11 protein-coding genes are annotated in these 13,881 nt (G+C 70.7%); 4 read left to right on the forward strand and 7 right to left on the reverse strand.

Annotated features, from left to right (window positions below; genetic code table 11):
* Positions 1–3: 3 nt before the first annotated feature.
* The 4 genes from tal (at position 4) to pgl (ending at position 4,628) form a co-directional block, all read left to right on the forward strand.
* On the forward strand, positions 4–1,122 hold the full coding sequence (tal, locus tag HYE82_RS01675) for a transaldolase (protein WP_179172085.1): 1,119 nt from the start codon (positions 4–6) through the stop codon (positions 1,120–1,122).
* Between the two features lie 5 nt (positions 1,123–1,127).
* The gene (gene zwf / locus HYE82_RS01680) at positions 1,128–2,654 is read left to right on the forward strand and encodes a glucose-6-phosphate dehydrogenase (protein WP_179172086.1); all 1,527 of its coding nucleotides are present in this window, start codon (positions 1,128–1,130) and stop codon (positions 2,652–2,654) included.
* A complete protein-coding gene (gene opcA, locus HYE82_RS01685) occupies positions 2,651–3,745 on the forward strand; it encodes a glucose-6-phosphate dehydrogenase assembly protein OpcA (protein WP_179172087.1) in 1,095 nt (364 codons plus the stop codon). Before zwf ends, opcA begins: the two co-directional genes overlap by 4 nt.
* Before the next feature lie 100 nt (positions 3,746–3,845).
* Entirely contained in the window at positions 3,846–4,628 is a 783-nt protein-coding gene (gene pgl, locus HYE82_RS01690; protein WP_179172088.1) for a 6-phosphogluconolactonase, read from the forward strand.
* A 159-nt stretch (positions 4,629–4,787) separates the two neighbouring features.
* On the opposite strand, the gene pgi is transcribed toward pgl, so the two are convergent.
* The 7 genes from pgi to HYE82_RS01725 form a co-directional block, all read right to left on the reverse strand.
* Complete coding sequence (gene pgi / locus HYE82_RS01695) at positions 4,788–6,443, reverse strand: glucose-6-phosphate isomerase (protein ID WP_179172119.1); 1,656 nt, start codon at positions 6,441–6,443, stop codon at positions 4,788–4,790.
* A 152-nt stretch (positions 6,444–6,595) separates the two neighbouring features.
* Positions 6,596–6,883, reverse strand: a complete 288-nt coding sequence (locus HYE82_RS01700) for an RNA polymerase-binding protein RbpA (RefSeq protein WP_030197743.1) — start codon at positions 6,881–6,883, stop codon at positions 6,596–6,598.
* A gap of 243 nt (positions 6,884–7,126) precedes the next feature.
* A complete protein-coding gene (secG, locus tag HYE82_RS01705) occupies positions 7,127–7,357 on the reverse strand; it encodes a preprotein translocase subunit SecG (protein ID WP_179172089.1) in 231 nt (76 codons plus the stop codon).
* Between the two features lie 172 nt (positions 7,358–7,529).
* Positions 7,530–8,306, reverse strand: coding sequence for a triose-phosphate isomerase (gene tpiA, locus HYE82_RS01710; RefSeq protein ID WP_179172090.1), 777 nt, complete (start codon positions 8,304–8,306; stop codon positions 7,530–7,532).
* 6 nt (positions 8,307–8,312) lie between these two features.
* Positions 8,313–9,524 carry a phosphoglycerate kinase gene (pgk, locus tag HYE82_RS01715; protein WP_179172091.1) on the reverse strand — a complete coding sequence of 404 codons (1,212 nt, stop codon included), beginning with the start codon at positions 9,522–9,524 and terminating at the stop codon, positions 8,313–8,315.
* Between the two features lie 146 nt (positions 9,525–9,670).
* The gene (gene gap, locus HYE82_RS01720) at positions 9,671–10,675 is read right to left on the reverse strand and encodes a type I glyceraldehyde-3-phosphate dehydrogenase (protein ID WP_179172092.1); all 1,005 of its coding nucleotides are present in this window, start codon (positions 10,673–10,675) and stop codon (positions 9,671–9,673) included.
* Positions 10,676–10,885: 210 nt separating this feature from the next.
* Complete coding sequence (locus HYE82_RS01725) at positions 10,886–13,843, reverse strand: M14 family metallopeptidase (protein WP_179172093.1); 2,958 nt, start codon at positions 13,841–13,843, stop codon at positions 10,886–10,888.
* Positions 13,844–13,881: the final 38 nt, after the last annotated feature.

The raw sequence follows: 13,881 nt of genomic DNA on the forward strand, positions 1-13,881 counted from the left end.
CCCATGACAGACGCACTCAAGCGCCTCTCCGACGAGGGCGTGGCGATCTGGCTGGACGACCTGTCCCGCAAGCGCATCACGTCGGGCAACCTGGCGGAGCTCGTCGACGAGTCGCACGTCGTCGGCGTCACCACCAACCCGTCGATCTTCCAGAAGGCGATCAGCAGCGGCGACGGCTACGAGCAGCAGCTCGCGGACCTGGCCGCCCGCAAGGTCACCGTCGACGAGGCCATCCGCATGATCACGACGGCGGACGTCCGCGACGCCGCCGACATCCTGCGCCCGGTCTTCGACCGGACCGACGGCCAGGACGGCCGCGTGTCGATCGAGGTCGACCCGCGCCTGGCCCACAACACCGCGGCGACGATCGCCGAGGCCAAGCAGCTCGCCTGGCTGGTGGACCGCCCGAACACGCTGATCAAGATCCCGGCGACCAAGGCCGGCCTGCCGGCGATCGCCGAGGTCATCGGCAAGGGCATCAGCGTCAACGTCACGCTGATCTTCTCGCTGGAGCGCTACCGCGAGGTCATGGACGCGTACCTGACGGGTCTGGAGAAGGCGAAGGCCGCGGGCCTGGACCTGTCGGAGATCCACTCGGTCGCCTCCTTCTTCGTCTCCCGCGTGGACACCGAGATCGACAAGCGCCTGGACGCGCTGGGCACGGACGAGGCGAAGGCCCTGAAGGGCAAGGCGGCGCTCGCCAACGCCCGTCTCGCCTACGAGGCCTACGAGGAGGTCTTCTCCTCCGACCGCTGGGTCGCCCTGGAGCGTCTGGGCGCCAACAAGCAGCGCGCGCTGTGGGCCTCGACCGGTGTGAAGGACCCTGCGTACAAGGACACCCTGTACGTGGACGAGCTGGTCGCCCCGAACACGGTGAACACCATGCCGGAGGCCACCCTGGAGGCCACCGCCGACCACGGGCAGATCACGGGCGACACGGTGCGCGGCACCTACGAGCAGTCGCGTGCGGAGCTCGACGCGGTCGCGAAGCTGGGCATCTCGTACGACGATGTGGTCCAGCTGCTTGAGGACGAGGGCGTCGAGAAGTTCGAGGCGGCCTGGAACGACCTGCTGAAGTCCACCGAGGCGGAGCTGGAGCGCCTCGCTCCCACGGAGGCCTGAGCACTTTGTCTGTAAACGGAGCGAACCCGCTTCGTGACGCACAGGACCGGCGGCTCCCGCGCATCGCGGGGCCGTCCGGTCTGGTCATTTTCGGCGTTACGGGTGACCTGTCGCGCAAGAAGCTGATGCCTGCCGTCTACGACCTGGCCAACCGCGGCCTGCTTCCGCCGGGCTTTTCGCTGATCGGCTTCGCCCGCCGGGAATGGGAGCACGAGGACTTCGCCCAGGAGGTGTACGAGGCCGTCAAGCAGCACGCGCGCACGCCCTTCCGGGAAGAGGTGTGGCAGCAGCTGGTGCAGGGCTGCCGCTTCGTCCAGGGCGATTTCGACGACGACCAGGCCTTCGAGATGCTGAAGGCGACGATCGAGGAACTCGACAAGCAGCAGGGGACGGGCGGCAACTTCGCCTTCTACCTGTCCGTGCCGCCGAAGTTCTTCCCGAAGGTGGTCCAGCAGCTCAAGGACCACGGACTCGCCCAGAAGGAGGGCTCCTGGCGGCGCGCCGTCATCGAGAAGCCCTTCGGCCACAACCTCAAGAGCGCCGAGGAGCTCAACAAGGTCGTGCACGAGGTGTTTCCGCGGGACGAGGTCTTCCGCATCGACCACTACCTCGGCAAGGAGACCGTCCAGAACATCCTGGCGCTCCGCTTCGCGAACACGATGTTCGAGCCGATCTGGAACCGGTCGTACGTCGACCACGTGCAGATCACCATGGCCGAGGACATCGGCATCGGCGGCCGGGCCGGCTACTACGACGGCATCGGCGCGGCCCGCGACGTCATCCAGAACCACCTGCTCCAGTTGCTCGCGCTGACCGCGATGGAGGAGCCCGGCTCCTTCCACCCCAAGGCGCTGGTGGCGGAGAAGCTGAAGGTGCTCAGCGCCGTCCAGATCCCCGAGGACCTCGGCAAGCACACCGTGCGCGGCCAGTACACCTCGGCGTGGCAGGGTGGCGAGAAGGTCGTCGGCTACCTCGAAGAGGACGGCATCGACCCGAATTCGAAGACCGACACCTACGCGGCCATCCGTCTGGAGATCAACAACCGCCGCTGGGCGGGTGTGCCGTTCTACCTGCGGACCGGCAAGCGGCTGGGCCGCCGGGTCACCGAGATCGCGGTGGTCTTCAAGCGGGCCCCGTACCTGCCGTTCGAGTCGGGTGCGACCGAGGAGCTGGGGCAGAACGCCCTGGTCATCCGGGTCCAGCCGGACGAGGGCGTGACGGTCCGCTTCGGCTCCAAGGTCCCGGGCACCTCCATGGAGGTCCGGGACGTCACGATGGACTTCGCCTACGGCGAGTCCTTCACGGAGTCGAGCCCCGAGGCGTACGAACGGCTGATCCTCGACGTCCTGCTGGGTGACGCGAACCTCTTCCCGCGGCACCAGGAGGTCGAGCTCTCCTGGAACATCCTCGACCCGATCGAGGAGTACTGGGACAGGCACGGCAAGCCCGCCCGGTACGCGGCGGGTACCTGGGGGCCGGTCGAGGCGGACGAGATGCTCGCACGAGACGGACGGAGCTGGCGCCGGCCATGAAGATCGACCTCACGGAGACCACCTCCAGCAAGATCAATGCCGCGCTGGTGCAGGCACGCCGGGACATCGGCACGCCGGCCGTCGGCATGGTCCTCACGCTGGTGATCGTGACCGACGAGGAGAACGCGTACGACGCGCTCAAGTCGGCGAACGACGCGTCCCACGAGCACCCCTCGCGGATCATCGTCGTCATCAAGCGGGTCAGCCGCTCGCCGCGCAGCCGCCGCGACGCCCGTCTCGACGCGGAAATCCGCGTCGGGGCGGACGCCGGCTCGGGTGAAACGGTTGTCCTCCGCCTCCACGGTGAGCTGGTCAACCACGCCGACTCGGTGGTTCTCCCCCTGCTCCTGCCGGACGCCCCCGTGGTCGTCTGGTGGCCGGAGGGTGCCCCTTCGGATCTGGCGGGCAACCCGCTGGGCGCACTCGGGCAGCGCAGGATCACGGACACGTACGCCTGCGAGGACCCCATCGGCGTGCTGTCGGGGCGGGCGGCCGCCTACGCCCCCGGCGACACGGACCTGTCCTGGACCCGCATCACGCCGTGGCGCTCCATGCTCGCGGCGGCCATGGACCAGCAGCCCTTCCAGGTGACCGCGGCGGTCGTCGAGGGCGAGGACGAGAACCCGAGCTGCGAGCTGCTGGCCATGTGGCTGGCGGACCGCCTGAAGGTCCCCGTCCGGCGCACGCTGTCGGCGGGCCCCGGCCTGACGTCGGTGCACCTGGAGACCAAGGACGGGGAGATCGTCCTGGACCGGGCGGACGGTTCGCTGGCGACGCTGCGGATGCCGGGCCAGCCCGACCGGAGCGTGGCGCTCAAGCGCCGCGACACGGCGGAGCTGCTGGCGGAGGAGCTGCGCCGGCTCGACCCGGACAACACCTACGCGTCCGCGCTGAAGTTCGGCGTGGCGAAGCTGGAGTCGGCCCGGGCCCAGGCCGCCCCGGCCGGGGCGGAGCCCGCCGCGGCCGAGGCCGTGGCCGAAGCCGTGGCCGACGCCCCGTCCGATGCCGCCGGGTCCGCGCCCGCGGCCAAGGGCGGCAAGTCCGCCGGCAAGGCGGCCGCGCCGGCCAAGAAGGCCCCGGCCAAACAGTGAAGCACGACGGCCGCCGGCCGGCCCGCCCCCCGTTCCCGGGGGTGCGGTCCGGTCGGCGGCCGAGCCATTTCCTGACGAAGAAGGCGGCAAGAACATGGGTATGACGACTCCCCAGGTCGTCGTCCACCGGGACAAGGAGCTGATGGCCCAGGCCGCGGCCGCCCGGCTCATCACGAAGATCGTGGACGCGCAGACGGCCCGCGGCGGCGCCTCGGTGGTCCTCACGGGCGGCCGCAACGGCAACGGGCTCCTCGCGGCCCTGGCGGCGGCCCCGGCCCGGGACGCGGTCGACTGGTCCCGCCTGGACCTGTGGTGGGGCGACGAGCGGTACGTCCCGGCCGACGACCCCGAGCGCAACCACGTCCAGGCCCGCGAGGCGCTGCTCGACGCGGTCCCGGTGGACCCGGCGCGGGTCCACGTGATGCCGGCCTCGGACGGCCCGTACGGCAGCGACGTGGACGCGGCGGCCGCGGCGTACGCGGAGGACCTGCGCCGCGCCGCGGGGCCGGAGGACCACGGTCCGGTGCCCCGCTTCGACGTGCTGATGCTGGGCGTCGGCCCGGACACCCACGTGGCCTCGCTGTTCCCGGAGCACCCGGCGGCGCGCGAGACCGAGCGCACGGTCGTCGGCGTCCACGGCGCCCCGAAGCCCCCGCCGACCCGGGTTTCGCTGACGCTGCCGGCCATCCGGGCGGCCCAGGAGGTATGGCTGCTGGCGGCCGGAGAGGACAAGGCGGGCGCGGTGGCGATCGCGCTCGGCGGGGCAGGCGAGCTCCAGGCCCCGGCGGCGGCCGCGTACGGGCGCTCGCGCACCCTGTGGCTGCTCGACCGGGCCGCGGCGGCGAAGCTCCCGCCGGGCCTGTACCCGCCGGCCTCGGCCTGACCCGACACGGGGCCGGCGCCCGGCCCGGCCCGGCCGGCCCGGCCCCGTCAGCACGCACAAGGGCCCGCCCTCCCCCGGAATGGTGAATTCCCCGGCGGAGGGCGGGCCCTTGGCGGATGCCGCGGCCGGCGGCCGCGGCGGGCCGCGAGCCGCGAAGGGTCAGGAGCGGCCGCGCAGCGAGCGGTACGCGTCGACCAGGGCGCGGGTCGAGGCGTCGAGGCCCGGGACGTCGGCGCCCTCGGTCAGGGCCGGCTCCACCCGCTTGGCCAGGACCTTGCCGAGCTCCACGCCCCACTGGTCGAAGGAGTCGATGTTCCAGACGGCGCCCTGGACGAACACCTTGTGCTCGTAGAGGGCGATGAGCTGGCCGAGCACGGACGGGGTCAGCTCGGCGGCCAGGATCGTGGTCGTGGGGTGGTTGCCGCGGAAGGTCTTGTGCGGGACGAGGGGCTCCGGCACGCCCTCGGCGCGGACCTCGTCCGCGGTCTTGCCGAAGGCCAGCGCCTGCGTCTGCGCGAAGAAGTTGGCCATCAGCAGGTCGTGCTGGGCGGCCAGGGCCGGGGACAGCCCGTCCACGGGGTTGGCGAAGCCGATGAAGTCCGCCGGGATCACCTTGGTGCCCTGGTGGATCAACTGGTAGTACGCGTGCTGCCCGTTGGTGCCGGGGGTGCCCCACACGACCGGGCCGGTCTGCCAGTCCACCGGCCGGCCGTCGCGGTCCACGGACTTGCCGTTGGACTCCATGTCCAGCTGCTGGAGGTACGCGGTGAACCGGGACAGGTAGTGGCTGTAGGGCAGGACGGCGTGCGACTGGGCGTCGTGGAAGGCCCCGTACCAGATCCCGAGGAGGCCGAGCAGCAGCGGGGCGTTCTCCTCGGCGGGCGCCGTGCGGAAGTGCTCGTCCATCAGCCGGAAGCCGCCCAGGAGTTCGCGGAAGCGGTCGGGGCCGATCGCGATCATCAGGGAGAGGCCGATCGCCGAGTCGAAGGAGTAGCGGCCGCCGACCCAGTCCCAGAACTCGAACATGTTGGCTGGATCGATGCCGAAGTCCGACACCTTCCCGGCGTTGGTGGACAGCGCGACGAAGTGCCGTGCCACGGCGGCCCGGTCGCCGCCGAGCCCGTCCAGCAGCCAGGCGCGCGCCGATTCGGCGTTGGTGATGGTCTCGATGGTGGTGAAGGTCTTGGAGGCGATGATGAACAGGGTCCGCGCCGGGTCGAGGTCGCGCACCGCCTCGTGCAGGTCGGCTCCGTCCACGTTGGAGACGAACCGGACGGTCAGGTCGCGGTCGGTGAAGGAGCGCAGTGCGTCGTAGGCCATGGCCGGACCCAGGTCGGAGCCGCCGATGCCGATGTTGACGACGTTGGTGATGCGCTCGCCGGTGAAGCCGGTCCACTCCCCCGAGCGGATCCGGTCGCTGAAGGCGGCCATCTTGTCGAGGACGGCGTGCACCCCGGGGACGACGTTCTCGCCGTCCACCTCGACGACCGCGTCGGGGGCGGCGCGCAGCGCGGTGTGCAGGACGGCGCGGTCCTCGGTGGTGTTGATCTTCTCGCCGCGGAACATGGCCTCGCGCAGTCCGGCCACGCCGGTTGCCGCCGCCAGCTCGCGCAGCAGCGTCAGCGTCTCGTCCGTCACGAGGTTCTTGGAGTAGTCGATGTGCAGGTCCCCGACCCGCAGCGTGTAGTCCGCGCCCCGGCCCGGCGCGGCCTCGAACAGCTCGCGCAGATGCGTCTGCCCCAGCTCTTCCCGGTGCTTGCCGAGGGCAAGCCACTCGGGGGTCCGGTTGAGCCTCACACGGCTGTCTGCGTTCATATCGGACATCAACCCGTTTCTTCCGTCCTGTCGTGCCCCGCCGATCACCAACTTAAAGGATCGGAAGGGGGCCGACCGCACGCGAAGGGGCCCGGCCCGCGGGAGAACACTCCTGCGGGCCGGGCCCCTGTCACATCGTCATCGCGCGTTCGTCAGATCTCGCCGCGGAGTTTGGCGAGTGCCTCGGCGAGGATCGCCTCCCCGTCGGCGTCCGTGCGCCGCTCCCGTACGTACGCCAGGTGCGTCTTGTAGGGCTCGGTGCGGGGCGGCGCCGGGGGGTTGTCCCGGTCCTGTCCGGCCGGGAACCCGCAGCGCGGGCAGTCCCAGGTGTCCGGCACCTGCGCGTCGCTGGCGAAGCTGGGCTGCGTCTCGTGCCCGTTCGAGCACCAGAACGAGATGCGCAGGCGGGGCGCGGACTCGCCGCGCTCGGCCTCGCCCATCGGCCCCGCCCCGACCCGGCTACCACGGATCGCGTTGCCACTTGCCACGGTCGTAACTCCCTGCGTGATGGTGCCGCGAAGCGTGAGTGGTTTCCGCCGCGGGCGCCCCAGTCTACGTAAGGCCCAACGGACGTCCAGCAAATGGAGTTACTCACTCCAGGCCGTGGACGCCCTCCTCATGATAGGCAGGGCGGGCCCGGCCGGACGGGCCGAATGGCAAGAACCGGCGGCTGCCCGTACGGGTCAGGTCGCCGACTTGGTGAGCAGGCCGAGCACCACGATGCACGCGAACCACAGCAGCCCCACCACGATGGTGATGCGGTCGAGGTTGCGCTCGGCGACCGAGGAGCCGCCGACCGACGACTGCATGCCGCCGCCGAACATGTCCGAGAGGCCGCCGCCCTTGCCCTTGTGCATCAGCACGAGCAGCATCAGCAGGGCGCTGAAGACGATCAGGGCAATCGAGAACCCCATAACCACGGCTGATTCCTACTTTCTGGCTTCTCTGGCTTCCGGCTGTGCTGGACGTGCGCGGGGGCCAGAGGCTGCTGGTTCAGCCCCCTGGCCCCCGCAAGGGTACGACGGATCCGCCCCGCCGCCTACTCGCTGCCGCGAGCGTCAGACCTGCGTGCGGACCCGCCGCGGACTACTGGTCCCGGAAGCGGACGATCTTGACGAACTCGTCCGCGTCGAGGGCCGCGCCGCCGACGAGCGCGCCGTCGACGTCCGGCTGGGCCATGATCGCCGCGATGTTGCCGGCCTTGACCGAGCCGCCGTACTGGATGCGGACCGTGTCGGCCAGCTCCTGGGAGTACAGCTCGGCGAGGCGGGTGCGGATGGCCCCGCAGACCTCCTGGGCGTCCTCGGGGGTGGCGACCTCGCCGGTGCCGATGGCCCAGACGGGCTCGTAGGCGATCACGATGGACTCGGCCTGGTCGGCCGGGACGTCCTTCAGGCCGCCGTCGACCTGGGCGAGGGTGTGCGCGACCTGGTTGCCGGCCTTGCGGACGTCGAGGCCCTCGCCGACGCACAGGATCGGGGTGAGGCCGTTGCGGTAGGCGGCCTTGACCTTGGCGTTGCAGAGCTCGTCGGTCTCGCCGTGGTACTGGCGGCGCTCGCTGTGGCCGACGGCCACGTACGTGCACTTCAGCTTCGAGAGCATCGGGCCGGAGATCTCGCCGGTGTAGGCGCCGGAGTCCTGCGCCGAGATGTCCTGGGCACCGTACTTGATCTTCAGCTTGTCCCCCTCGACCAGCGTCTGGATCGAGCGCAGGTCGGTGAAGGGGACCAGTACGGCGACCTCGACGGCGTCGAAGTCCTTGTCGGAGAGGGCGAAGGCGAGCTTCTGGGCGTGGGCGATGGCCTCAAGGTGGTTGAGGTTCATCTTCCAGTTGCCCGCCATCAGCGGGGTGCGCGTGGTCATGCGGGGTCAGACCTCCAGTGCAGCGATGCCGGGGAGCGTCTTGCCCTCGAGGTACTCGAGGGAGGCGCCGCCGCCGGTAGAGATGTGGCCGAAAGCGTTCTCGTCGAAGCCGAGCGTACGCACGGCGGCGGCGGAGTCACCGCCGCCGACGACGGTGAACGCGGAGCTGTCGACGAGGGCCTGCGCGATCGCGCGGGTGCCGCCGGCGTAGTCGGGGTGCTCGAAGACGCCCACCGGGCCGTTCCAGAACACGGTCTCGGCGTCGGCGATCTTCGAAGCGTACAGCTCCCGGGTCTTGGGACCGATGTCCAGACCCTCCTTGTCGGCGGGGATCCCGTCCGCGTCGACGGTCTCGAAGTCGGCCGGGGCCTTGGTCTTGAGGTCGGGGAAGTCCGTCGAGACCAGGACGTCCACCGGCAGGAGCAGCTCGACGCCATTGGCCTGCGCCCGCGCCATGTACTCCTTGACCTTCTCCACCTGGTCCTTCTGGAGCAGGGAGATGCCGACCTCGTAGCCCTTGGCGTACAGGAAGGTGTACGCCATGCCGCCGCCGATCAGCAGGCGGTCGGCCTTGCCGAGCAGCTCGTCGATGACGGCGAGCTTGTCGGAGACCTTGGCGCCGCCCAGGACGACGACGTAGGGGCGCTTGACCTCGGCGGTCAGCTTCTTCAGGACGCCCACCTCGGTGGCGATGAGGAAGCCGGCCGCGTGCGGGAGGCGGGCGGGCAGGTCGAAGACCGAGGCGTGCTTGCGGTGGACGGCGCCGAAGCCGTCGCCGACGTAGACGTCGGCGAGCTCGGCGAGCTGGTCGGCGAAGGCGCCGCGCTCGGCGTCGTCCTTGGACGTCTCGCCGGGGTTGAAGCGCAGGTTCTCGAGGACCGCGACCCGGCCGTCGGCGAGCTTGGCGACGGTCTCGCGGGCCGAGGCGCCCACGGTGTCGGTGGCGAAGGCCACCTCGGCGCCGAGCAGTTCGCCGAGCCGCTTGGCGGCCGGGGCGAGCGAGAAGGCCGGGTCCGGAGCGCCCTTCGGGCGGCCCAGGTGCGAGGCGACGACCACGCGGGCGCCGGCCTCGGCGAGCTTCGCGATGGTCGGCTGCACGGCGCGGATGCGGCCGTCGTCGGTGATCTCGTCACCGGCGAGCGGCACGTTGAGGTCCGCGCGCACGAAGACCCTCTTGCCGGAGACGCCCTCGGCGAGGAGTTCGTCGATCGTCTTCATCTGTTTCTACTCCTTGTCCCCCGGCACGGGCGGTGCCGGTGCGGGGTGGGTGGGACAGGCAAGCAACAGGGCCCGTACAACGCTTCATCGCGCTGCGCGGACCCTGTGCTCACATCATCGTGTTTGGCTTTGGTGCCCGACGAACCTTAGAGCTGACCGCCGACGAAGACGGTGAGGTCGACGAGGCGGTTGGAGTAGCCCCACTCGTTGTCGTACCAGCCGACGACCTTGACCTGCTTGCCCTGGACCATCGTCAGGGAGGAGTCGAACGTGCAGGAGGCGGGCCAGTTCACGATGTCGGAGGAGACGATCGGGTCCTCGGTGTAGTCCAGGATGCCCTTCAGCTGGCCCTCGGCGGCCTTCTGGAAGGCGGTGTTGATCTCTTCCTTGGTCGTCTCGCGGTCCAGCTCGATGACGAGGTCGGTGACCGAGCCGGTGGGGACCGGGACGCGCATGGCGATGCCGTCCAGCTTGCCCTTGAGCTGCGGGAGGACCAGGGCGGTGGCCTTGGCGGCACCGGTGGAGGTCGGGATGATGTTCTCGGCGGCGGCGCGGGCGCGGCGCAGGTCCGAGTGCGGGAAGTCCAGGATGCGCTGGTCGTTCGTGTACGCGTGGACCGTGGTCATCATGCCCTTGACGATGCCGAAGTTCTCGTCGAGGACCTTGGCCATCGGCGCCACGCAGTTGGTGGTGCAGGAGGCGTTGGAGATGACGTGGTGGCTGGCCGCGTCGTACTTGTCCTGGTTGACGCCCATCACGATGGTGATGTCCTCGTCCTTGGCGGGGGCCGAGATGAGGACCTTCTTCGCGCCGGCGGCGATGTGCTTGGCGGCGTCGGCCTTCTTCGTGAAGATGCCGGTCGACTCGATGACGATGTCGGCGCCCAGTTCGCCCCAGGGGAGGTTCGCGGGGTCGCGCTCGGCGAAGGTCTTGAAGGTGTTGCCGCCGACCGTGATGGTGTCCTCGGTGTGCGTGACCTCCTGCTTGAGGCGGCCGAGGATGCTGTCGTACTTGAGGAGGTGCACCAGGGTGGCGTTGTCCGTCAGGTCGTTGACACCGACGATCTCGATGTCCGCCCCCTGCTCCAGGAGAGCTCGGAAGTAGTTGCGGCCAATGCGGCCAAAACCGTTGATTCCTACGCGGATCGTCACGAACCGATCTCCTCGTTGGTGCGCCGGTCTGTGCGCCGGCGAGCTGTAATGGGATGTCCCCGACCGCTTACGACCCTACCTCTCCGTGAGCTTGCGAGTGACATCGTCCAAGGGCTGACACACCCGGGGACCCGCACCGTGAAGCCCGTGCGGGAACCCTCGGGCAACTCGGCCCCCGTGACGCAGGGTGAGCGGCGGTCGGGCCTTCGATCAGTGGTGCAGCGAGCGGAGCGCCTTACCGATCAGTACGGCTCGGTCCCGGGCCGTCGGCAGGTGCTCCAGGCCGAATCCGAGCAGGACGGTGTTACGCGTGGTGATCGACGCATAGGACTTGAACAGCTCTCCGGAGAGGGACCAGTCGCCCTGGACCACGGGACTTCCGGCCGGCCCGGGCTGCACCGTCCAGGCTCCCGTGGAGCCCTCGAAACCGTCAGTGGTCTGGTCCACTGACCCGAGGGAGATGCGCGCGTTGTCGAGGAAGACGCCCCGGCCGCCCTCGCTCCCGTCGGTGATGTACGAGAAGGAGAGTTCGACCGTCTTCCCCGCGTAGGCGCTCAGGTCGAAGGAGACCTGCTTCCAGCCGTCGGAGGAGCCGGTGAAGCTGTGCCACGCACCGCTGGTGCCCTGCGCGGTGCAGCCGCCGCTGCCGAGGGTCAGGTAGTGGCCCAGGAACGGGTGGCCGCCCAGGAAGAACCCGGCGGCGCAGTCCGTCGGGACCTGCGAGCGGGTCAGGCCGCCGGCCTCCGGCAGCGTGGTCCAGTCGTCCGCGCCCGTGGTGCGGGCCTCCAGGACCGCATGGTCGTAGCCCGGTTCGGTGTTCCAGTGGAGAGCGGCCTTCAGCTGCGGCCGGTCGGCCGCGGTGACCTTGGTGAGGTCGACGGTGCGGGTCAGCCGCTTCCAGTCGTCGTCGGCGTGGGTCGCCGCGGCCATCCCGGTGCCGGCGTACGGGGCGTACGGGTTCACGACCCCGGCGTAGCTGCCGCCCTGTGCACTCTTGAACTGCGGGAACTGCGCCGGGGGCAGGGCATCGGAGGTCACCGTGTACGCCCCGGGGGTGTCCAGCGGATTGCCGGCCGCGTCGCCGACGGCCCCCCGGGCGCCGGCCAGGGATCCGGCGCCGGTGAAGCCGGTGGCGCCGCCCGCTCCGGCGCGGCCGTACGCGCCGAGCCAGTACTGGCTGAAGTCGTCGGTCAGGGCGGGCCCGACCCGGGCGCTGCCGCCCGCCAGTTCGCCGGCCTCGACCAGCCGGCCGCCCTCGTTGAGGAAGTCGCGCACGGCGAGCTGGGTGGGGCCGCCGGGGGCCGCGGCTCCGGTGTAGTGGACGGCGGTGCGGAAGTGGGAGAGGACACCGAGGTGGTGCGGGGCGCCGCGCTCGGCCACGTCCCAGACCGCCGCGGACCGGCCGGCCGCGCGCAGGGCGTCGACGTAGGTCTGCGCGTGCCGGGCCGTGGCGCCTTCCTCGGCGATCACCAGGACATCGGCGCGGGGCCGCTGTGCGACCGTGTACGTGAAGTGCTCGCTGGCGACCTGCCGGCCGGACTCGTCGCGGCCGGTGAACCAGACCTCGACGCGGTCGCCGGGCCGGGCGCCGTCGACCTTCGCCCGGTACCGGTCGAACCAGTTGTTGTCCTCGCCGCCGTAGACGGAGCCGCCCTTCCACGGGCGCAGGCCCTCGTCGTGCGTGCGGCCGCCGTTGATGCGGTATGTGAGCCTCTTGTCCTTCAGCGCCTTGCGGGCCGTGACGGAGACGGCCTGGTCCTGGCCGCGGGCGGCGTAGGAGGTGGTGAAGGGGTCGAGGGTGAAGTCGGCGGCGGTCAGGCCCACGGGGGACTTCGGTCGGTCGGGGCGGGCGGCGCTCTCGGCGACGGCCAGGGCGAAGGGGACGTTCTTGGCGAACTCGGCCTGGATCAGCTTCTCGTCGTCGGGGAAGGTGAAGCCGGAGCGGCAGTCCTCGGGCCGCCAGCGGTCGTCCGGATCGCTTGCGGAGGCCGTCTGGCAGGTCGTCATCTCCGGCGTGAACATCATGATGCCGTTGACGTTGGATGCGTGGCCGTCGGCCTCGCCGTTGGTGGTGTAGAGCTCCGACGACAGCTGCGGGTGGTAGCCGGGCACGGCCGGGTTCTCGGGGGTGCCGGCCAGCGCCTCGTAGGCCACGTCGTCCGGGGTGCCGGTGGCGACCTGCCAGCCCACGCCGTAGAGCAGCAGCTCGGCGGCGGAGTGGTAGTTGACGGCGTACCGGAAGCCGATGCGCTTCTGGAACCGGTCGAGGGCGACGGTCTCAGGCTCGGAGGAGGCGCGGGGACCGCGGTAGGTCTCGCTCGCCGGGACGGGGGAGGAACCCTCGTTGTCGTAGCCCCACTTGTAGGCGAAGTTCCGGTTGAGGTCGACGCCGTCGCCGGTGGTGATCTTTCCGTCCCGGTTGTTGTCCGCCAGGTTCTTGCGCCACAGCCGCTTGCCGTCGGGGGCGTGGGTGTAGTCGTACCCGTCGGGGTTGGCGGAGAGCAGGAACCACAGCTCGGTGGAGTCCACGAGAGCGGTGATCCGCGGGTCCTTGCCGTAGCCGTCGAGGGTGTGGTGCATCAGCCGCCGGGTCATCTCGGGGGTGATCCATTCGCGGGCGTGCTGGTTGGACATGTAGAGCACGGCCGGCTTCCGGCCGTCGCCGGTCCGGGCGGCGTCCTTCGTGACCTTCAGCGCGAGGATGTCCTTGCCCTGGACGGTCTTGCCGATGGAGACGGCCTTGGTGAGCCCCGGGTGGTCCTGGGCGGTCTTGAGGATCTCCTCCTGGAGGCCGCCCTTGCCGCTGTACGGGCGGAAGACGCCGTCGCCGGGGGCCTGGGCGCGGGCCGACTCCCCCACGCGCCGCTCGGCGAGGCTGATCCCGCGGGCGGAGAGCTGCCCGGCCTGGGCGGGGGTGAGGATCAGTTCGATGCGGGCGGTGCCCGTCTGCGGGGCGCGCTCGGTGAGCTCGTGGGCGTCCTGGCCGGCGGCCAGGACGAGGGGGATCTGCTCCTTGGTGACGTCGGCGTCGTAGACGCGCACGTCGTCGGTGTCGGCGCCCGGTGCGGTGTCCGCCGCGGGGCGCGCGTGGGCCGCCGGGAGGGCGGCGAGGGTGGTCCCTAAGAGGAGTGCGCCGGCGGCGAGGATCGATCTCGTGAGGTGCCTCATGTGCCCCCCTGGGCGTCGTCAGCCACGAAAGCGAAAGC

This window comes from Streptomyces sp. BR123, from assembly GCF_013401435.1.
GTDB lineage: Bacteria > Actinomycetota > Actinomycetes > Streptomycetales > Streptomycetaceae > Streptomyces.

What these genes read in the sequence shown, in the direction of transcription:
- tal (WP_179172085.1), top strand. Translation starts at nt 4, where the DNA reads ATGACAGACGCACTCAAGCGCCTCTCCGACGAGGGCGTGGCGATCTGG.
- opcA (WP_179172087.1), top strand. Translation starts at nt 2,651, where the DNA reads ATGAAGATCGACCTCACGGAGACCACCTCCAGCAAGATCAATGCCGCG.
- pgl (WP_179172088.1), top strand. Translation starts at nt 3,846, where the DNA reads ATGACGACTCCCCAGGTCGTCGTCCACCGGGACAAGGAGCTGATGGCC.
- pgi (WP_179172119.1), bottom strand. Translation starts at nt 6,443, where the DNA reads ATGAACGCAGACAGCCGTGTGAGGCTCAACCGGACCCCCGAGTGGCTT.
- HYE82_RS01700 (WP_030197743.1), bottom strand. Translation starts at nt 6,883, where the DNA reads ATGGGCGAGGCCGAGCGCGGCGAGTCCGCGCCCCGCCTGCGCATCTCG.
- secG (WP_179172089.1), bottom strand. Translation starts at nt 7,357, where the DNA reads ATGGGGTTCTCGATTGCCCTGATCGTCTTCAGCGCCCTGCTGATGCTG.
- tpiA (WP_179172090.1), bottom strand. Translation starts at nt 8,306, where the DNA reads ATGACCACGCGCACCCCGCTGATGGCGGGCAACTGGAAGATGAACCTC.
- pgk (WP_179172091.1), bottom strand. Translation starts at nt 9,524, where the DNA reads ATGAAGACGATCGACGAACTCCTCGCCGAGGGCGTCTCCGGCAAGAGG.
- HYE82_RS01725 (WP_179172093.1), bottom strand. Translation starts at nt 13,843, where the DNA reads ATGAGGCACCTCACGAGATCGATCCTCGCCGCCGGCGCACTCCTCTTA.